Origin of the sequence: Methyloversatilis universalis FAM5 (assembly GCF_000214035.2) — a bacterium.
Lineage (GTDB): Bacteria > Pseudomonadota > Gammaproteobacteria > Burkholderiales > Rhodocyclaceae > Methyloversatilis > Methyloversatilis universalis.
Genome location: NZ_AFHG01000052.1, coordinates 243,576 through 261,372, shown reverse-complemented (window position 1 = coordinate 261,372; position 17,797 = coordinate 243,576). Strand labels below are relative to the sequence as shown.

Genomic DNA, 17,797 nt, shown 5'->3' with positions numbered 1-17,797 from the left:
AATCACGATGGACATCCACAACCTCGTCAAGATGGCCAACCAGATCGGCCAGTTCTTCCACAGCTACCCGGATCGCGAGGAGGCGGTGACCGAAGTGGCCGCCCACATCCGCCGCTTCTGGGAACCCCGCATGCGGCGTGCGATCATCGCTCACATGAACCAGGGCGGCGACACCGGTCTGCTGCCACTGGTGACCGAGGCGCTGCAGCGCCTGCAGGACGCCGAAGCCACCACCTGACGCATCCACGAACCGAAAGGACTGATACCGATGACCGCTCCGACCACTCTGCGCGACCTGATGGGCCTGGGCCACCAACCCTGCACCCTGCAGGACGCCGCACTGGTGATGATCGACTGCCAGAACACCTATCGCGAAGGCATCATGCAGCTGACCGGCGTCGAGCCGGCGCTGAAGGAAGCACGCCGGGTACTCGACCGCGCCCGCGCGCTCGGCCGTCCGGTCATCCACATCCAGCACGACGCCGGTCCGGGCACGCCGTATGACGTGCGTGCAGACATCGGCCGCATCGCCGACATCGTCGCGCCGCAGAACGGCGAAACCGTCATCACCAAGGGCTATCCGAACAGTTTCGTGCAGACGCCGCTGGACGACGAGCTGAAGCGCCTGGGCGTGAAAAATCTGGTGCTGGTCGGTTTCATGACGCACATGTGCGTGAACTCGACCGCGCGCGGCGCCTTCAACCTCGGCTACGCGCCCACCGTGGTCGCCTCGGCCACCGCCACCCGCGACCTGCCGCTGCCCGATGGCAGCCTGGTGCGCGCGGATGCACTGCAGCCGGCCAGCATCGCCACCATGCGCGACCTGTTCGCGGCGATCGCGCCCACCGCAGACGCGGTGCTCGGCTGAGCGCCCGCGCTCGGCGAAACGACGGCCGGCCCTGCCGGCCGTTTTCATTTGTGCGGTACGCGGGCACCAGCGCTCTCCGCCTCATCCGGCTCATCGCTTCATATTTGAATGCGGAGAATTTGGCCCTACCATCCTGTATCCAATTAAATACAGGAATAGCCATGAAGCGCGTCCGCCTGCTGTCCGCCCTGCTGCTGTGCTGTCTGCACGCCACGCTCGCCCGTGCCGATACGCTGGTGGTGTTCGCTGCCGCCAGTCTGACCAATGCGCTGCAGGACATCGGCAAGGATTTCGAAGCGAAGTCAGGCCACACGGTGAAATTCTCCTTCGCCGCCTCGTCCGCGCTGGCGCGGCAGATCGAGGCCGGTGCGCAGGCCCAGGTCTTCCTGTCGGCGGACGAACAGTGGATGGACTACCTCGCCGCGCGCAAGCTCATCGTGCCGGCCAGCCGCGTCGATCTGCTGGGCAACAGCCTGGTACTGGTCACGCCGGCCGACAGCCGGGCCACGGTCACGCTGAAGCCCGGCTTCGACCTCGCCGGCCTGCTCGGCGACGGCCGGCTGGCCACCGGCGACCCGGCCCACGTGCCGGTCGGCAAGTATGCGAAAGACGCACTGACCCACCTCGGCGTGTGGGCCGTGGCCGAACCGAAACTGGTGCGCGCGGATTCGGTGCGGGCGGCGCTGGTGCTGGTCGAGCGCGGCGAGGTGCCGGCCGGCATCGTGTACGCAACCGATGCGGCAGTGACGCCCAGGGTGCGCATCGCCGCCAGTTTCCCGGCTGACAGTCATGCGCCGATCACCTATCCTGCGGCACTCGTCGCCGGGCAGGACACGCCGGCCGCGCGCGCCTTCATCGAAGCGCTGCGCGGCAGCCAGGCCGCCGCGGTATTCAAGCGCTACGGCTTCAGCATCAAGTAGACAGGAACAGATGGGCGGAATCGAATGGGATGCGCTGCTGCTCAGCCTGAAGGTGGGTGCGGCCAGCACCGCGCTGTGCCTGCCCTTCGCCATCGGCGTCGCCTGGCTGCTGTCGCGCAGCCGGCTGCCCGGCCGCGCGCTGCTCGACGGCATCGTGCATGCGCCGCTGGTGCTGCCGCCGGTGGTGATCGGCTACCTGCTGCTCATTTCGCTCGGTACCCGGGCGCCGCTCGGCGCCTGGCTCAAATCCACCTTCGGCATCCAGCTCATCTTCACCACTGAAGGCGTGGTGGTGGCCGCCGCGGTGATGGCCTTTCCGCTGATGGTGCGCGCGATACGCCTGTCGCTGGACAGCGTGGACCGCGGCCTCGAAGTGGCCGCCCGCACGCTGGGCGCCAGCCGGCTGGACGTGCTGTTCAGCGTCACGCTGCCGCTCATGCTGCCGGGCATCCTGTCCGGCGCGATGATGGCGTTCGCCGCCAGTCTGGGCGAATTCGGCGCCACCATCACCTTCGCCTCCAATATCGAGGGCGAAACCCGCACGCTGCCGCTGGCCATCTACACCGCCACCCAGACGCCGGACGGCGACGCCATCGCGCTGCGTCTGGTCGCCCTGTCGATGGCGCTGGCGGTGGCCGCGATCACGCTGTCCGAATGGCTGCACCGGCGCACCCAGCGCTGGCTGGGCCGGCACTGAGCGCGCCCCGTGATCGAACTGAATTTCGGCAGGAAGCTGGGCGCGCTCGATCTGCAGGTCGACGTGACGCTGCCGTCGCGCGGCGTGAGTGCGCTGTTCGGCCGCAGCGGCGCCGGCAAGAGCAGCCTGATCAATGCGGTGGCCGGCATCGTGAGGCCGGACCACGGCCGCATACGGGTCGGCGAGCGGGTGTTCTATGACCACGACAGCGGCACCGATCTGCCGATCGAGGCGCGCGGCATCGGCTACGTGTTCCAGGACGCGCGGCTGTTCCCTCACCTGTCGGTCGCCGGCAATCTGCGCTATGGCCTGAAGCGGGCACGCGGCACGCACACGGTGGGCTGGGACAGCGTGGTCGAGGTGCTCGGTCTCGACCATCTGCTGGACCGCCGGCCGTGGAACCTGTCCGGCGGCGAGCGCCAGCGGGTGGCCATCGGTCGCGCCCTGCTGCGCCAGCCCTCGCTGCTGCTGATGGACGAACCGCTGGCTTCGCTGGATGCGCCGCGCAAGGCCGAGGTGCTGCCCTACATCGAGCGGCTGGCGCGCGAATTCGCGCTGCCGGTGCTGTACGTGAGCCATTCGATCGAAGAGGTGACGCGGCTGGCCGACCATCTGGTCATCGTCAGCGAAGGCCGCACGGTGGCCAGCGGCGAACTGTCGGACATCATGTCGCGGCCGGAACACGCGCCGCTGATCGGCCGCTACGAAGCCGGTTCGGTCCTCGACTGCACGGTGCTGCAGCACAACGACGACTACGCGCTCACCACGCTGCGCTTCGCCGACGGCCAGCTGCGGGTGCCGCGCATCGATCTCGATCCGGGCGCGCCGGTGCGGGTGCGCATCCGCGCGCGCGACGTGGCGCTGGCGCTGTCGCGACCGATGGACGTGTCCATCGTGAACAAGCTGCCGGGCCGGGTACAGCAGATCACCCCGCGCGACGGCCCTTACGCAGATGTGACCGTGGATCTGGGCAGCCGCACGCTGCGCGCGCTGATCACGCGCGAGTCCTGCGACCGGCTCGGCCTGCAGCCGGGCACGCCGGTATGGACCATGGTGAAGTCGGTGGCGCTGGACAGCCGCAGCGTGGGTTTCAGCCGGCGTCCGCGTTCCGCATCGCCGGCGCAGGCGCCGGACTTGCCGCAGAAGCCGGGCGCGCCAGCGGAAGCGGATTGAGCGCCTCGTCCAGTTCGCGCAGCTGCAGCGCCACCGCTTCGGCGGTACGCCGCTCGGCCGCGCGGAACAGCGCGATCAGCCGCACGCCGAACGGGGTCAGTTCCGCCCCGCCCGCGCCCTGCGAACGGCCGGGATAGGTTTTCACCACCGGCTCGGCAAACATGCGGTTCAGGTCGTCGATCAGCAGCCAGGCGCGGCGATAGGCCATGCCCATGGCCCGCGCGGCGCCGGAAATCGAGCGCTCGCGCGCCAGATGTTCCAGCAGTTCGATCTTGCCCGGCCCCAGCCGCTCGCCATTGTGGAAATGCAGGCGCAGCGAGGCCGAAGACGCCGGAGCGGCGTTCAGGCCATCGGAGATCGGGGTTTCCTGAGCAGTCATGAGTGAAGTTTAACGCGCCGGCACGGTCCTGCCGCCAGCCGGTCGCGGTATCATCCGCGCCCATGTCGTCCGCCTTCATCCCCCGCCGCAGCCTTGCCTGGATCGCCTTCGTGGCGCTCCTGTTCAATGCGCTCGCGCCGCTGGTGATGCAGGGCATGGCGCAGGACGCCGGCTATTCGGAACTGTGTACCGTGCGTGGCATCGAGCGCGTCGCCGACAACGGCGACGACAGTGACCCGGGCATGGCCATGTCGGGTGCGCACTGCCCCTTCTGTCTGGCGCAGCACACGCCCTTCATTCCGGTCCGGCCGGTGGTCGCCGGACTGACCTTGGCGACTGGCGCCGACGCGCTGCCGCCGCTCTTCCTGCATGCCCCGCACCCGCCGTTTGCGTGGGCCCCCGCGCAGCCGCGCGCACCGCCTTACATCGTCTGATTCCCGCCCTGAGCGCGCAGCCCGCTGCACGATGACGCACCGCGTCGCCGTGCCACTGCGCTTGCACTGACCGGAGCGTCGCGGCGAACGCCGCCGCTCCGCACCTGACGGATCACGCGATGAACACCCCCACCTTCCGCCGCGCGCCGCTGGCCTGCGCGCTGCTTGCCGCCCTCGCCCACCTGCCCGCGACGGCCGCCGATGAGACCCGCACCCTCGACGGCGCTGCCCTTGTGCTGGGCGCCGTCAACATCCTCGACAACGCCGGCCCGATCGCGGCGCGCAGCCTGCCCACCTCGGTCGACGTGCTGGGCGCCGAGCGCATCGAGAATCAGGTGGTGACCCACAACTGGCAGCTGTTCGGCCAGATGCCCGGCGTCATGCTGACCAATTTCAACCAGGGCAACGTGTCGGGCAAGTTCTCGATGCGCGGCTTCAATGGCGAGGGCGAAATCAATGCGGTGAAGCTGCTGGTCGATGGCGTGCCCGGCAACAGCAACGACGGCAACATGCCTTACCTCGAACTGGCGATTCCGCTCGAGATCGACGCCATCGAAGTGGTGCGCGGCACCAACGACCCGCGCTACGGCCTGCACAACATCGCCGGCAACGCCAACGTGATCACCCGTACCGGCGGCAACTACATGCAGGGCCGGGCCAGCTACGGCAGCTTCAACACGCGCGATGCGCAGGCAGCGCTGGGCATCGAACACAACGGTTTTTCGCAGAACTACGCGGTCAGCGTGTACAACAGCGACGGCTACCGCGACCACAGCGAAACAGAAAAGGTGAGCGCCAGCGGCAAGTGGTTCTTCTCGCCCGGCGGCGACACCCGCTTCGGCGTCATCGTGCGTCACCAGGACGCCAAGGCGCAGGAAGCCGGCTACCTGACCCGGCTGCAGGCGCGCACCGACCCGGACCAGTCGCCGGCCCACAACGCCAGCGACGGCGGCGACCGCACGCTGGACCAGTTCAGCGCGCACGCCGACGTCGAACTGGGCGAGCGCCTGTTCTGGTCCTCGGTGGCCTACATGAACAAGATCGACGACAGGCGCTTCGTGCGTTTCTCGGCCGGCGTGTCGCAGCAGGAGCGCTACACCAGTGAAGAACATCTGGGCGCGATGAGCACGCTCACCTGGCGACCGGACGTGAGCTGGGCGAAGGAGTTCGCGCTGGTCGGCGGTGTCAGCGCCGAGTGGCAGGACAACGTGAGCGAGCGCTACACCACCGCGAACCGGGTGCGTACTGCGCAGACCCGCAACCAGCAGTTCGAACTGGACATCTACGGCGCCTTCGTCCAGGCGGTGATCAAGCCGACCGACCAGCTCAAGATCGTGCCGGCCTGGCGCACCGACGTGCTGACCGGGCATTACGACAACCTGCTGAACGGCCGCCGCTTCGACATCAACGACTACGGCAATGTGCACCAGCCCAAGATCAGCGCGGTGTATTCGTTCGACGAGCGCTACGCGGTGTATGCCAACTACGGCCGCACCTTCCAGATCGGTGTCGGCACCGCCAGCTACAAGGTGACCCAGACCCGGGATCTGGATCCGTCGATCAACGAAGGCTGGGAAGCCGGCCTGCGCTTCCGCCCGCTGTCCTGGCTGGACGGCCGGCTCGCCGTCTGGGAACAGACCGCCAGCAACGAGGCGCGCCGCAAGCTGAACGACCCGGCCAACAGCAGCGAGAGCATCGGCAAGACCGAACGCCGCGGCATCGACCTGCAACTCAACGCCCAGGCCACCCCTCAGCTCGGCCTGTGGATGGCGGCCGCGCTGCAGCGCTCGAAAATCCTGAAGGCGGAATCGTCGGCGCCGGCCACCGAGGGCAAGGAAATCGACCATGTGCCGCACTTCCTGCTGAATGCAGGCGCGGACTACGCGGCCAGCGACGCGCTGAAGCTGTCACTGTGGGCCAGTGCCCAGGGCGACTATTACCTGGAGCGCACCAACAGTGCCGGCCGCTTCGGCAGCTATCTGCTGTTCAACGCGCAGGCCAGCTACCAGTTCACCCCGACGCTGCGCGCCGACCTGCAGGTGCGCAACCTGACCGACCGCTACTACGAATACGTGTGGCACGACGGCGCCCAGTCGCTCCATTCGCCGGGCGAGCCGCGCGCGGTGTTCGCGTCGCTGCAAGCGCGGTTCTGAGTCGGCGAAAGGGCCGGACATGACCCGCGCACGCCGCTTCTGGCTGGCCTGTCACCTGTGGCTGGGGATCTCGCTCGGCGGCCTGTTGGTCATGTTCGGCCTGACCGGCAGCGTGCTGGTGTTCTACACCGAGGTGGACCGGCTGCTGAACCCGCATACCGTGGCCAGCACGCCTGCGCCGGACGTGGATCTGGACGCCGCCTTCGCGGCGCTGAGGGCGGCTCACCCGGAGCGCAGCGGCGCCTGGCGCATCGAACTGCCGCTGCACGAAGGCGTGCCGCTGATGGCACGCTACTACCGGCCGGCCGAACGCGCCGAGCGCAGCTTCGCGCCGCTGCTGGTGACGCTGGACCCGGCTACGCTGGCCATCACCCGTGCCGCCTTCTGGGGCGATACCGCGGTCACCTGGATCTACGACCTGCACTACACGCTGCTGCTGGACCGGCCGGGCAAGACCGCGGTCGGCATCGCCGGCCTGCTCATGCTGCTGTCACTGGGGTCCGGGCTGTGGCTGTGGTGGCCGCGCAAGGGGCGCCTGCTGCACGCGCTGAAGCCGGTGCTGCGACACGGGCGTGCGCGCCTCACCTATGACCTGCACGTGCTGTCCGGCAGCTGGGGTGCGGTGCTGCTGGTCACGCTGGCACTGACCGGCGCCGCACTGGCGCTGCCGGACCAGACCCGCGCGCTGATTGCACCGGTGTCGCCGCTGTTCAGCATGCCCGATCTGCGGGCCGTCACGCCGCCCATGCACCACGCCATCACCGCCGCCGACGCGGTTGCGGTCGCCCGCGGCCGCTTTCCTGGCCGGGAACTGCGCTGGGTGGAATCGCCGTCGCTGGAAGGCGGCGCCTGGCGCGTGGTGCTGCACCAGCCGGACGAACCGAGCCGGCGCTTCCCGCGCACCCAGGTGTGGGTGCATCCGGAAACCGGCGCCATCGTCGCCGAACGCGACGCCGCCCGCGACACCGGCGGCGACACCGTGCTGAACTGGCTGCACCCGCTGCACAACGGCGAGGCCTTCGGCATGACCGGCCGCGTGCTCATGTGCATCGCCGGCCTGCTGCCGGCCCTCCTGTTCGTGACCGGCTGGATGCGCTGGCGTCAGAAGGCCCGCGCCAAGGCGCTGACCGGCCAGCGCCGCGCCGGCATCAGGCGGTCGTGATGAAGAAGTGGTCCGCGTCCAGCGACAGACCGCTGCCGATCTGCGCGAACTGCACTGCCGCGCCCGCGCCCGAACCGTCGGCGTCGTAATACAGCGCGCCACTGCTGCTGTCGTACAGGATGCGGACTGCAGCGGTATCGGCGACCGCGTCATCGGACGACTGGAAAGCGGTCGCTGCGAGCGGCGTTTCGCCTGTCCCGAAACGACCGGCAATACCGGCAAACGCCGAAGACTTCAGCACGAAACGGTCGTCCGCCAGATCGAAATCGGTGATGGTCGACAGCGTGCCGGCCTGCGGCGCCACGCCGAAGTAGAACGCATCCGCACCGTCGCCGCCGGTCAGCGTATTCAGACCGCGCCCGCCATCCAGCCAGTCATTGCCGTCCATGCCGAGCAGCGTGTCTGCGCCGTCACCGCCGGCCAGACGGTTGTTCAGTTCGTTGCCGGTGATCCGGTTGGCCAGCGCGTTGCCCGTGCCGTTGAGCGCCGTGCCGGTCAGTTCGAGGTTCTCGACGTTGGCGCCCAGCGCGTAGTTGATCGACGACCGCACGGTGTCGATGCCCGCGTTCAGTCCTTCGCTCACCACGTCGCGCACGTTGTCGACAACGTAGGTGTCGTCCCCTTCGCCGCCCGACATGCTGTCGATGCCCACGCCCCCGTCCAGCAGGTCGTTGCCCGCACCTCCCGACAGCACGTCGTTGCCGTCACGTCCGTACAGCGCGTTGTCCAGTCCGTTGCCGGTCAGCACGTTGCCCAGTTCGTTGCCTTCTCCACGCAGTGCCGCACCTTCCAGCGTCAGGTTCTCAACGTTGGCGCCCAGCACGTAGTCCAGCCGCGCTCGCACCAGATCCACGCCCGAGCCCCGCACCGCGCTCTCCACCACCACGTCGCCCGCGTCATCGACCACGTAGGTGTCGTTGCCCAGACCACCTTCCATCCGGTCCGCACCCGCTCCGCCGTCGATCACGTTCGCCGAGCCGTTGCCGATCAGTACGTTGGCGCTGCCGTTGCCCTCAAGGTCGTACAGCCCCGCACCCAGCACTTCCAGTTTCTCAACGTGCGCGTAGCGGCTCTCCAGCGACAGCGTCACCGCCGCCCGGCCCGCGTTGGCGAACATCACCTGCACCGTGTCCGTGCCTTCTCCGTCCGCTTCCACCACCACGTCGCCGATCTGGTCCAGCACGTAGCGGTCGTCGCCTTCGCCTCCGATCAGCGTGTCCGCGCCCGCCCCACCGTCCAGTACGTCGTCTCCACCCCGGCCGCTCAGTACGTTCGCGCTTGCGTTGCCGGTCAGTACGTTGTTCAGGCCATTACCGGTGCCGGTCACGGCCCTGCCGGTCAGCGTCAGGCGTTCGACGTTATCTGCCAGCGTGTGGTCGACCGATGCGGACACCGTATCGTTACCCTGGCCGCTGGCCTCGACCACCCGGTCACCGATGTTATCGACCACGTAGCTGTCATCTCCGGCACCACCAACCATTTCATCGGCACCGAGGCCGCCGTTGATGACATCGTTGCCGTCATAGCCGTACAGCGTGTCATCGCCGGCTCCGCCCACGACGGAGTCGGCCCCGCTCATCATTGAGGTGAAGAAATCGGTCGTCGACGCTGTCGAAAAGCCGAAGGGGCGGCCGGAATCTGCATCCAGGACGACGTCTCGGGAAATGCCGCTGATGGACATCAGCGACTGTGCCGCACCTGATCCGGCCCCATCCAGATCGCGCAGGAAGGCGACCGAAGTGACAGTCCCCCTGATCAGTCCGTCATTACCTTCTGTGAAACTGCCTGCATAACTGATCGTGTTGGTGGCAATGCCCGATTGATCTCGCAACGTATAGACGACGGAAGAATACCGGCCCACCCCCGTGGACATGGAAATGCTTCCGATATAGGAAACGGACTGTTCGGAGTCACCGATCGTGGCGCGGGTTACCGTGCCGGTAACGTCTCCATAGACGTTACCGCGAACACTGCCACTCATCGTGATGAACAGGCCGTCCGTCTGCGAGTAGCTGATGCGGCTGATGGAAAACGAATTGCCGGTCATGCCGCTGCCGGAAATCGTCATCTGCGGATACGGGTAGTAATAGCCATTGATGACGATGCGCGAATCGGACGCGCTGGTCACATACCCGTAGTCAATCAACGAGTAGATCGGGTCGAAAATGCCTTCGAGACGATTGCTGAAGGCGTCAAGTTTGATCGCGGCACGGCTGACGAAACCACCCAGCGTGTCAGTGAGGAAGGAAAGGCTGCTGTCCTGCGTTGTAATGGTGGCCACGGCGCGGTCCTGTCAAACGTCATTTCGTTAGCGAGCGACCGAGTATAGCCAGACGGCATGAACCGGCTGCTGCGAAACAGTTTTTTTCACGGACTGACCGCAGATTCCGTTGCGTATCGTCCCCTGCCTACGACCATGGTCGTACGTCTGTACTGATCAACACATGATCAAACTCAAACAATCGGCACAGTCGGACGCGAAGGACGGTTGAAAGGCGCGGGCGGAATGCAGTCTTCCGGGTACGCACGAAAAACCGCTCCGGCTGCGCAACGATGCACCAGCGCGGTGCCGAGCGTCGGCCAGGCTCAAGAAGACGGCTAAAAAATCTTTCAAAAACATGGGCATGAATACAAGCACGCAAATTGCTTCGGCGCAGCAATATCCATCGCCTGCCGCCGGAGTCTTCCGTGTCCATCCATGTCGCGCTGAACCATGTCACCCATTACCGCTACGACCGGCCGGTCATGCTGAGTCCCCAGGTGGTGCGTCTGCGACCGGCACCACATGCGCGGACACCGGTGCTGTCCTATTCGCTGAAGGCTGAACCCGGCGGGCACTTCATCAACTGGCAGCAGGATCCGCAGTCGAATTACCTCGCACGGCTGGTCTTTCCGGAGCGCACGCGCGAACTGCGGATCGAGGTCGATCTGGTGGCCGAAATGTCGGTCATCAATCCTTTCGACTTCTTTCTCGAACCCGAGGCGGAGAAGATTCCTTTCGCTTACAGCGACGAGCAGCGACATGAGCTCTACCCCTATCTGGTCAAGCTGCCGCTGGGACGTGACAACGCGCCCAAGTTCACCCACTGGGTGGCCAACGCACGCGGGCTGTGTGCAGGCGGGCGTGCCAGTGTCGACTTCCTGGTGGCGCTGAACCAGCAGTTGCAGAAGGACATCCGCTACCTCATCCGCATGGAGCCCGGCGTGCAGGCGCCGGAAGAGACGCTGCAGAAGGCCAGCGGCTCCTGCCGCGACTCGGCCTGGCTGCTGGTTCAGGTGCTGCGCCACATCGGTCTGGCCGCGCGCTTCGTGTCCGGCTACCTGATACAGCTCACGCCGGACGTGAAAGCGCTGGACGGCCCCAGCGGCCCGGACCGGGACTTCACCGATCTGCACGCCTGGTGCGAGGTGTATCTGCCGGGTGCAGGCTGGGTCGGTCTCGACCCGACCTCGGGCCTGTTCGCCGGCGAAGGCCACATTCCACTCGCCTGCTCCCCCGAGCCGTCGTCGGCCGCACCGGTCAGCGGCTACAGCGAGAAATGCGAGTCCGAATTCGAACATCACATGAAGGTGGAACGCGTGTGGGAAGCACCGCGCGTCACCAGACCCTACAGCGACGAACAGTGGTCGCGCATCGAGGCGCTGGGCCACCGCATTGACCTGGATCTGAATGCCCACGACGTGCGGCTCACCATGGGTGGCGAACCCACCTTTGTGTCGGTGGACGATCGTGACGGTGCCGAATGGAACACCACGGCCGACTCGCCGCCCGACAAGCCCACCAAGCGCCTGCTCGGCGCAGAACTGCTGGCGAAACTGAAGGCACGCTATGCACCGGGCGGACTGCTGCATTACGGTCAGGGCAAGTGGTATCCGGGCGAACAGCTGCCGCGCTGGTCACTCACCTGCTTCTGGCGGCGCGATGGCGAGGCGATCTGGAGCGACCCCGGGCTGTTCGCCGACGAGTCGGTGGATTACGCGCTGACCGAAGCGGATGCCGCGCGCTTCCTCGAACTGCTGTCATCGCGCCTCGGCGTGGGCAGCAGCAACGTATTCCCCGCCTACGAGGACGTGTGGTACTACCTGTGGCGCGAGCGCCGCTTGCCGGTGAACGTCGATCCGTTCGACGCCCGGCTCGAAGATCCGCTCGAACGCGAACGGGTACGCCGGGTGTTCGAACAGGGGCTGGACAGCGTCATCGGCCACGTACTGCCGCTGGCACGCACGCCGGACGGCAACGGCTGGCAGAGCGGTCCCTGGTTCCTGCGCGCCGAGCGCTGCTATCTGGTGCCCGGCGATTCGCCACTCGGCTACCGGCTGCCGCTGGATGGCCAGCCCTGGACCGCGCCCACTGACTACCCATGGGTGCATGCACCGGATCCTGCGGCGCCGCAGGCCCCGCTGCCGGCCTGGCGCGACATCGCCACCCGCATGCAGACACCGCTCACCGACCTGGGCAGCGACCGCGCGCAAAGGCTGGGTTACGTCGCGGCGGCTCAGGGCGCAGGCCTCCACGGCACACACCCGACCGACCGCAAGCCCGGTGCCTTCGAATCCGCCGGCTGGATTACCCGCACCGCGCTGTGCGCCCAGGTGCGGCACGGCGTCATGTATCTGTTCATGCCGCCGCTGTCGTCGCTGGAGCACTACCTGGAACTGGTGACCGCGATCGAGGCCACCGCGGCCGACTGCGGCCACCCGGTGGTGCTCGAAGGCTACGAGCCGCCGCGCGACCCGCGACTGGAGGTGCTGCGCATCACGCCCGACCCCGGCGTACTTGAGGTGAACATCCAGCCCTATCGCTCATGGGACGACATGGTGGCCGGCACCACCTTCCTCTACGACGCCGCGCACGCATGCCGCCTGGGTACCGAGAAATTCATGATAGACGGACGCCACAGCGGCACCGGCGGCGGCAACCACTTCGTGCTCGGCGGCGCCACGGTGGCGGACTCGCCCTTCCTGCGCCGGCCTGACCTGCTGCGCAGCCTGATCAGCTACTGGCACAACCACCCGGCACTGTCCTACCTGTTCTCAGGCCTGTTCATCGGCCCGACCAGTCAGGCGCCGCGCATCGACGAGGCGCGCAACGACGCGGTGTACGAGATCGAGATCGCCTTTGCCGAAATCGAGCGCCGCACGCGCGACATGGGCTATACGCCGCCCTGGCAGATCGACCGCATCCTGCGCAACCTGCTGGTCGATTCCACCGGCAACACGCACCGTACAGAGTTCTGCATCGACAAGCTGTTCTCGCCGGATGGCCCGACCGGCCGCCTCGGCCTGCTGGAGATGCGCGCCTTCGAAATGCCGCCGCACGCGCGCATGAGCCTGACCCAGCAGCTCATGCTGCGCGCGCTGATCGCCCGCTTCTGGCAGCAGCCCTACTCGCCGTCACGGCTGAAGCGCTGGGGCACCGAACTGCACGACCGCTTCATGCTGCCGCACTTCGTGTGGGACGACCTGCGCGACGTGGTCGACGAACTGCGTGCCTTCGGCTACCCGATGGAGCTGGAATGGTTCGCGCCGCATTTTGAATTCCGCTTCCCGAAACTCGGCGAATTCGCGGCGCGCAATGTGCACGTCGAACTGCGCGGCGCGCTCGAACCCTGGCACGTCATGGGCGAAGAGGGTGCGCCGGGCGGCACGGTGCGCTATGTCGACTCGTCGGTCGAGCGGCTGCAGGTCAAGGTGCGCGGGCTGGTGGATGAGCGCCACGTGCTGGCGGTGAATGGCCGGCGCATCCCGCTGCAGCCCACCGGGCGCGTCGGCGAATTCGTCGCTGGCGTGCGCTACCGTGCCTGGCAGCCGCCGACCTGCCTGCACCCGACGATTCCGCCGCACAGCCCGCTGGTATTCGATCTGGTGGATGACTGGATGAAACGTTCGATGGGCGGCTGTCAGTATCACGTCGCGCATCCGGGCGGCCGCAATTTCGAGACTTTCCCGGTCAATGCCTATGAGGCGGAAGGTCGCCGTCTGGCGCGCTTCTTCGCCATGGGCCACACACCGGGCCGGGTGTCGGCACCGCCTGAGGAGCGCAACCCCAACTTCCCGTTCACGCTGGATCTGCGCCGCTGAAGGTCAGGGCCGGCAGGGCCGCTGGCCCTGCCGGTCAGCGCGGGATTCGCGCCCCGCGGACGGTCAGGGTGTCCCCGGCGCCGTGCGCCGCAGGCACAATGCGGACATCGCACTACGCACCTTCCGTCTTGATCCACTGGACCCGCCAGATGCTGTGGCGCCTGCTCGCCGCGCTGTCCGTGCTGCTCGGCGTCATCGGCGCCTTCCTGCCGGTGCTGCCCACCGTGCCCTTCCTGCTGCTGGCCGCCTGGGCGGCGGGACGCGGCTGGCCGGAACTGGAGGCGAAACTGCTGGCGCACCCGAAGTACGGGCCGATGATCATCCACTGGCGCGAACAGGGTGCGGTGCCGCGCCGTGCCAAGTGGCTGGCCAGCATCATGATGTGCTGCAGCGCGGTGATGCTGTGGTTCAGCCCGGTGCCGCCCTGGGTGCGCGGCTCGGTCTGGTTCACCCTCATCGTGGTGGCGACCTGGCTGTGGCGACGGCCGGAACCGGCGCCGCCACCCGATCAAGGCAATCAGGCCAGTGCCGGATAGTCGGTGTAGCCGTCGGCGCCACCGCCATAGAGCAGTTCGGCGCGCAGCGGATTGAGCGGTGCGTGCTCCCGCAGGCGACGCACCAGATCCGGATTGCTGATGAAGGGACGGCCAAAGGCCACCGCATCACTCGCGCCGGCGGCCACACGGGTGGCCGCGCTGTCCAGGTCGAAGCCGTTGTTCACGATCCAGCCGCCGGCGAAAGCCTTCTTCAGCGCCGCGTAGTCGAAGGGCTTCGCCAGGTCGGCCGGTTCGCGCGCGCCGCCGGTCTCGCCCTCGATCATGTGCACGAAAGCCAGCCCCAGCGGAGCGAGTTTTTCGATCAGCCGGCCGTACAGCGCCTGCGGATCGCTGTCACGCGGCGTGTCGTTGAAGGTGGTGATCGGCGACAGGCGGATGCCGGTGCGCGCGCCGCCGATTTCCTTTGCCACTGCCTCCATCACCTCGACCACGACGCGGATGCGGTTGTCGATCGAGCCGCCATAGAGGCCGCTGCGGTCGTTCACGCTGTCGCGCATGAACTGGTCCAGCAGATAGTTGTTGGCCGCATGCACCTCGACGCCGTCGAAGCCGGCATCGATCGCGTTGCGGGCGGCGCGGCGGTAGTCCTCGACCAGCGCCGGGATTTCGTCGTCGCGCAGCGCACGCGGCGCCGAGGTGTCGACGAAGCCTTCACGGGTGAAGGTCTTGGCGTTCGGCCGGCGTGCGGTGGAGGACACCGGAGCGGCACCATCCGGCAGCAGCGAACTGTGCGAAATGCGGCCGACATGCCACAGCTGCAGCACGATGCGGCCGCCGGCGGCATGCACCGCCTCGGTCACCGCACGCCAGCCGGCGACCTGTTCGGCCGAATGGATGCCCGGCGTGTCGAGATAGCCCTGGCCCATCGGCGAAATCTGCGTCGCCTCGGCGATGATGAGGCCGGCGCTGGCGCGCTGGCGGTAGTACTCGACCGTGAGCGGCCCGGGTACGTTGCCGGCCAGGGCGCGGTTGCGGGTGAGCGGTGCCATGACGATGCGGTTGGCAAGGGCGATGTCGCCCAGACGGGTCGGTTCGAACAGCGTGGTCATCCGGTTCTCCAGGTATGTTTCTCAGGTAAGGCGCCGCGGGACGATCGGATCAGAAGCCCTGCAGCACGATCTTGCCGCGCGCACGGCCACTTTCAAGCAGTGCGTGCGCGCGTTTCAGGTTGGCGGCATTGATGATGCCGTAATGCTCGCCCAGCGTGCTGCGCAGCCGGCCGGCATCGACCAGGTCGGCCACCTGATCGAGCAGCCGGCCCTGTTCCGCCATGTCATCGGTCCGGTAGAGCGAGCGGGTGAACATCAGTTCCCAGTGCAGCGACAGGCTCTTGCGCTTGAGCGCCAGCACGTCGAGCGGATGCGCCGGATCGTCGATCAGGCCGAGCCGCCCCTGCGGCGCGAGCGCCTCGACGATCTGCGCGTAGTGCTGGTCGGTGTGCGTGAGGCTGGCCGCGTGGGTGACCGATTCGATGCCGGCTTCGCGCAGCGCCTCGGCCAGCGGACGGCGGTGATCGATCACGTGATGGGCGCCCAGTTCGCGCACCCACTCGGCGGTGTCCGGCCGTGATGCGGTGCCGATCACGGTGACGCGGCTCAGCGCGCGGGCGAGCTGAATCATGATGGAGCCGACACCGCCGGCCGCGCCGACGATGAGCAGCCGGCCGTCGGCATCGCGCAGCTGCAGCCGGTCGAACAGCAGCTCCCAGGCGGTGATCGCGGTCAGCGGCAGTGCCGCCGCCTCGGCGAAGTCGAGCGACTCAGGCATGCGGCCGACCAGACGCTCATCCACCGCCTGGTATTCGGCGTGGCTGCCCTGCCGCGTGAGGTCGCCGGCATACCAGACGCGGTCACCCGGCCGGAAGCGGCTCACCTGATCGCCCACCGCCTCGACCACGCCGGCCGCATCCCAGCCGGGCACCCGCCAGCTGCCGTCGGCAGGCGGCGCATGGAAGCGGCGAACCTTGGTATCGACCGGATTCACCGCGACTGCCTCGATGCGCACCAGCAGATCGTGACCGCGGGCTTCCGGCCGCGGAAGATCGATATCGACCAGACTGTCCGGGTGTTCGACCGGAAGGTTCTGCCTGAAGGCAACGGCTTTCATGATGCGGCTCCTGCATGCTGTATCGAACGCATGCTACCGACAGCCGGATGGATTGATAATCCGGCAATCCATCAATACATATTCAAACGCAGTTTGAAAATGACCCGGACCCTGCACACACCTGATCTGACGCTGTCCCAGCTCGAACTGTTCGTGCGCATCGCCGACGCCGGCTCGCTGAGCGCTGCCGCACGCCAGCTTCAGCTCACGCCGGCTGCGGCCAGCGCGGCCCTGAAACGGCTGGAGGCGGCCTTCGGCGCACGGCTGGTCGAGCGATCGACCCGCTCGATGCGGCTGACCGGCGAAGGCGAACTGCTGCGTGACCACGCGCGACGGGCGCTGGGCGAACTGGACGACGCGCGCGCCCAGCTCGGCGCCGGCCGCGAAACACTGAGCGGCGACATCCATCTGGCCGCGCCGTCCGACCTCGGTCGCGGCGCGCTGTCCGCCATGCTGGACCGCTTCATCGAACAGCATCCGGGCGTACGGCTCACGCTCTATCTGTCGGACACGGTGCAGGATCTGGTGCGCGAGCGGGTCGATCTGGCGGTGCGCTACGGCGAACTGCCGGATTCGTCGCTGGTGGCCCGCCGGCTGCACGTGACGCGCCGGGTGCTGGTGGCCTCACCGGCCTACATCGAGCGCCACGGCGCACCACAGCAGCCCGCCGACCTGGGACGTCACAACTGTCTGGTGCTCTATCGCGGCGGGCGCCCGCACCTGACCTGGCGCTTCATGCGCGCAGGCACGGAAACGCGGGTCCGGGTACAGGGCAACCGCATGGCCTGGGACGGCGCCATCGTGAGGCAGTGGGCGCTCGAAGGACTGGGCATCGCCACCAAGGCGCGGCTGGACGTGGCGGACGATCTGCGGTCCGGTCGTCTGGTCGAACTGCTGACCGACTGGCGCGGCGAGGACTTTCCACTGCACGCGCTGCTGCCCGCCGGCCGTCACATGCCCCTGCGGGTACGCCGGCTGCTCGACTTTCTCGGAGACTGTTTCGCTCAGGTGGAACCGGAACTGCGGGCGTCGTCCGGCGGCTGAGCCAGCCGCACTGGACCCCGCAGGTCGGCGTCCGGATCGCGCACCACGCCGCGCTGGGTGATCAGCACCCGCCCCTCGCGCGCCAGGCCGCGCGCCACTTCGCGCACCCGGCCCATCAAAGGCCGCCAGTCCGGCGCCAGCGCACGGGCCACTTCCGACGGGCAGATCGAGCGCCCTGCTCCGCGCGCGGCGACCTGAGCAAGCAGGATCGCCACGATACGTT

Annotated in this window: 16 protein-coding genes; 11 read left to right on the top strand and 5 right to left on the bottom strand. The window is 67.6% G+C overall.

Features of this window, described 5'->3' with window-relative positions; all coding sequences use genetic code 11:
• Window positions 1-7 precede the first annotated feature (7 nt).
• From METUNV1_RS12280 to modC, 5 genes are all read left to right on the top strand, one after another.
• Entirely contained in the window at window positions 8-238 is a 231-nt protein-coding gene (locus tag METUNV1_RS12280; RefSeq protein WP_008062178.1) for a formate dehydrogenase subunit delta, read from the top strand.
• Between the two features lie 30 nt (window positions 239-268).
• Window positions 269-868 (top strand): cysteine hydrolase family protein, encoded by a 600-nt coding sequence (locus tag METUNV1_RS12275; RefSeq protein ID WP_008062170.1) that lies wholly within the window; start codon window positions 269-271, stop codon window positions 866-868.
• Between the two features lie 161 nt (window positions 869-1,029).
• Entirely contained in the window at window positions 1,030-1,788 is a 759-nt protein-coding gene (gene modA / locus METUNV1_RS12270; protein WP_008062168.1) for a molybdate ABC transporter substrate-binding protein, read from the top strand.
• Between the two features lie 10 nt (window positions 1,789-1,798).
• On the top strand, window positions 1,799-2,485 hold the full coding sequence (gene modB, locus METUNV1_RS12265) for a molybdate ABC transporter permease subunit (protein ID WP_008062167.1): 687 nt from the start codon (window positions 1,799-1,801) through the stop codon (window positions 2,483-2,485).
• 9 nt (window positions 2,486-2,494) lie between these two features.
• Complete coding sequence (modC, locus tag METUNV1_RS12260; protein WP_008062164.1) at window positions 2,495-3,658, top strand: molybdenum ABC transporter ATP-binding protein; 1,164 nt, start codon at window positions 2,495-2,497, stop codon at window positions 3,656-3,658.
• On the opposite strand, the gene METUNV1_RS12255 is transcribed toward modC, so the two are convergent.
• Window positions 3,576-4,037, bottom strand: a complete 462-nt coding sequence (locus METUNV1_RS12255; RefSeq protein ID WP_008062162.1) for a winged helix-turn-helix domain-containing protein — start codon at window positions 4,035-4,037, stop codon at window positions 3,576-3,578. The two genes, modC and METUNV1_RS12255, sit on opposite strands and share 83 nt — an antisense overlap.
• Before the next feature lie 62 nt (window positions 4,038-4,099).
• Here METUNV1_RS12255 and METUNV1_RS12250 point away from each other — a divergent pair, with 62 nt between their 5' ends.
• The 3 genes from METUNV1_RS12250 to METUNV1_RS12240 all read left to right on the top strand — a co-directional run bounded on the left by METUNV1_RS12250 (window position 4,100) and on the right by METUNV1_RS12240 (window position 7,786).
• On the top strand, window positions 4,100-4,471 hold the full coding sequence (locus METUNV1_RS12250; RefSeq protein ID WP_008062154.1) for a DUF2946 domain-containing protein: 372 nt from the start codon (window positions 4,100-4,102) through the stop codon (window positions 4,469-4,471).
• Between the two features lie 119 nt (window positions 4,472-4,590).
• Window positions 4,591-6,624 carry a TonB-dependent receptor gene (locus METUNV1_RS12245; protein WP_008062153.1) on the top strand — a complete coding sequence of 678 codons (2,034 nt, stop codon included), beginning with the start codon at window positions 4,591-4,593 and terminating at the stop codon, window positions 6,622-6,624.
• A gap of 19 nt (window positions 6,625-6,643) precedes the next feature.
• Entirely contained in the window at window positions 6,644-7,786 is a 1,143-nt protein-coding gene (locus tag METUNV1_RS12240; RefSeq protein ID WP_008062152.1) for a PepSY-associated TM helix domain-containing protein, read from the top strand.
• Here the strand turns inward: METUNV1_RS12240 and METUNV1_RS12235 are convergent.
• The gene (locus tag METUNV1_RS12235; RefSeq protein ID WP_139026354.1) at window positions 7,773-10,067 is read right to left on the bottom strand and encodes a calcium-binding protein; all 2,295 of its coding nucleotides are present in this window, start codon (window positions 10,065-10,067) and stop codon (window positions 7,773-7,775) included. The two genes, METUNV1_RS12240 and METUNV1_RS12235, sit on opposite strands and share 14 nt — an antisense overlap.
• Window positions 10,068-10,474: 407 nt before the next feature.
• Between METUNV1_RS12235 and METUNV1_RS12230 the strand changes: the two genes are divergently transcribed.
• Both METUNV1_RS12230 and METUNV1_RS12225 read left to right on the top strand, forming a co-directional pair.
• Window positions 10,475-13,867, top strand: a complete 3,393-nt coding sequence (locus METUNV1_RS12230) for a transglutaminase family protein (RefSeq protein ID WP_008062150.1) — start codon at window positions 10,475-10,477, stop codon at window positions 13,865-13,867.
• 149 nt (window positions 13,868-14,016) lie between these two features.
• A complete protein-coding gene (locus METUNV1_RS12225; RefSeq protein WP_043359799.1) occupies window positions 14,017-14,403 on the top strand; it encodes a YbaN family protein in 387 nt (128 codons plus the stop codon).
• Here the strand turns inward: METUNV1_RS12225 and METUNV1_RS12220 are convergent.
• A complete protein-coding gene (locus METUNV1_RS12220; RefSeq protein WP_008062147.1) occupies window positions 14,385-15,473 on the bottom strand; it encodes an alkene reductase in 1,089 nt (362 codons plus the stop codon). The two genes, METUNV1_RS12225 and METUNV1_RS12220, sit on opposite strands and share 19 nt — an antisense overlap.
• 49 nt (window positions 15,474-15,522) lie before the next feature.
• Window positions 15,523-16,530, bottom strand: a complete 1,008-nt coding sequence (locus METUNV1_RS12215; protein WP_008062145.1) for a zinc-binding alcohol dehydrogenase family protein — start codon at window positions 16,528-16,530, stop codon at window positions 15,523-15,525.
• 99 nt (window positions 16,531-16,629) lie between these two features.
• On the opposite strand from METUNV1_RS12215, the gene METUNV1_RS12210 reads away from it, so the two are divergent.
• Entirely contained in the window at window positions 16,630-17,574 is a 945-nt protein-coding gene (locus tag METUNV1_RS12210) for a LysR family transcriptional regulator (RefSeq protein ID WP_008062143.1), read from the top strand.
• Here METUNV1_RS12210 and METUNV1_RS12205 read toward each other — a convergent pair.
• Window positions 17,535-17,789: a DUF3253 domain-containing protein gene (locus tag METUNV1_RS12205; RefSeq protein WP_232416337.1), complete on the bottom strand. Its 255-nt coding sequence runs from the start codon at window positions 17,787-17,789 to the stop codon at window positions 17,535-17,537. The genes METUNV1_RS12210 and METUNV1_RS12205 overlap by 40 nt on opposite strands.
• Window positions 17,790-17,797 lie beyond the last annotated feature (8 nt).

Excerpts from the sequence above, each read along its gene's own strand:
- METUNV1_RS12215 (WP_008062145.1), bottom strand. The coding sequence starts at position 16,530 with ATGAAAGCCGTTGCCTTCAGGCAGAACCTTCCGGTCGAACACCCGGAC.
- METUNV1_RS12225 (WP_043359799.1), top strand. The coding sequence starts at position 14,017 with ATGCTGTGGCGCCTGCTCGCCGCGCTGTCCGTGCTGCTCGGCGTCATC.
- modB (WP_008062167.1), top strand. The coding sequence starts at position 1,799 with ATGGGCGGAATCGAATGGGATGCGCTGCTGCTCAGCCTGAAGGTGGGT.
- METUNV1_RS12220 (WP_008062147.1), bottom strand. The coding sequence starts at position 15,473 with ATGACCACGCTGTTCGAACCGACCCGTCTGGGCGACATCGCCCTTGCC.
- modA (WP_008062168.1), top strand. The coding sequence starts at position 1,030 with ATGAAGCGCGTCCGCCTGCTGTCCGCCCTGCTGCTGTGCTGTCTGCAC.
- METUNV1_RS12245 (WP_008062153.1), top strand. The coding sequence starts at position 4,591 with ATGAACACCCCCACCTTCCGCCGCGCGCCGCTGGCCTGCGCGCTGCTT.
- METUNV1_RS12275 (WP_008062170.1), top strand. The coding sequence starts at position 269 with ATGACCGCTCCGACCACTCTGCGCGACCTGATGGGCCTGGGCCACCAA.
- METUNV1_RS12250 (WP_008062154.1), top strand. The coding sequence starts at position 4,100 with ATGTCGTCCGCCTTCATCCCCCGCCGCAGCCTTGCCTGGATCGCCTTC.
- METUNV1_RS12280 (WP_008062178.1), top strand. The coding sequence starts at position 8 with ATGGACATCCACAACCTCGTCAAGATGGCCAACCAGATCGGCCAGTTC.
- METUNV1_RS12210 (WP_008062143.1), top strand. The coding sequence starts at position 16,630 with ATGACCCGGACCCTGCACACACCTGATCTGACGCTGTCCCAGCTCGAA.
- METUNV1_RS12255 (WP_008062162.1), bottom strand. The coding sequence starts at position 4,037 with ATGACTGCTCAGGAAACCCCGATCTCCGATGGCCTGAACGCCGCTCCG.
- METUNV1_RS12240 (WP_008062152.1), top strand. The coding sequence starts at position 6,644 with ATGACCCGCGCACGCCGCTTCTGGCTGGCCTGTCACCTGTGGCTGGGG.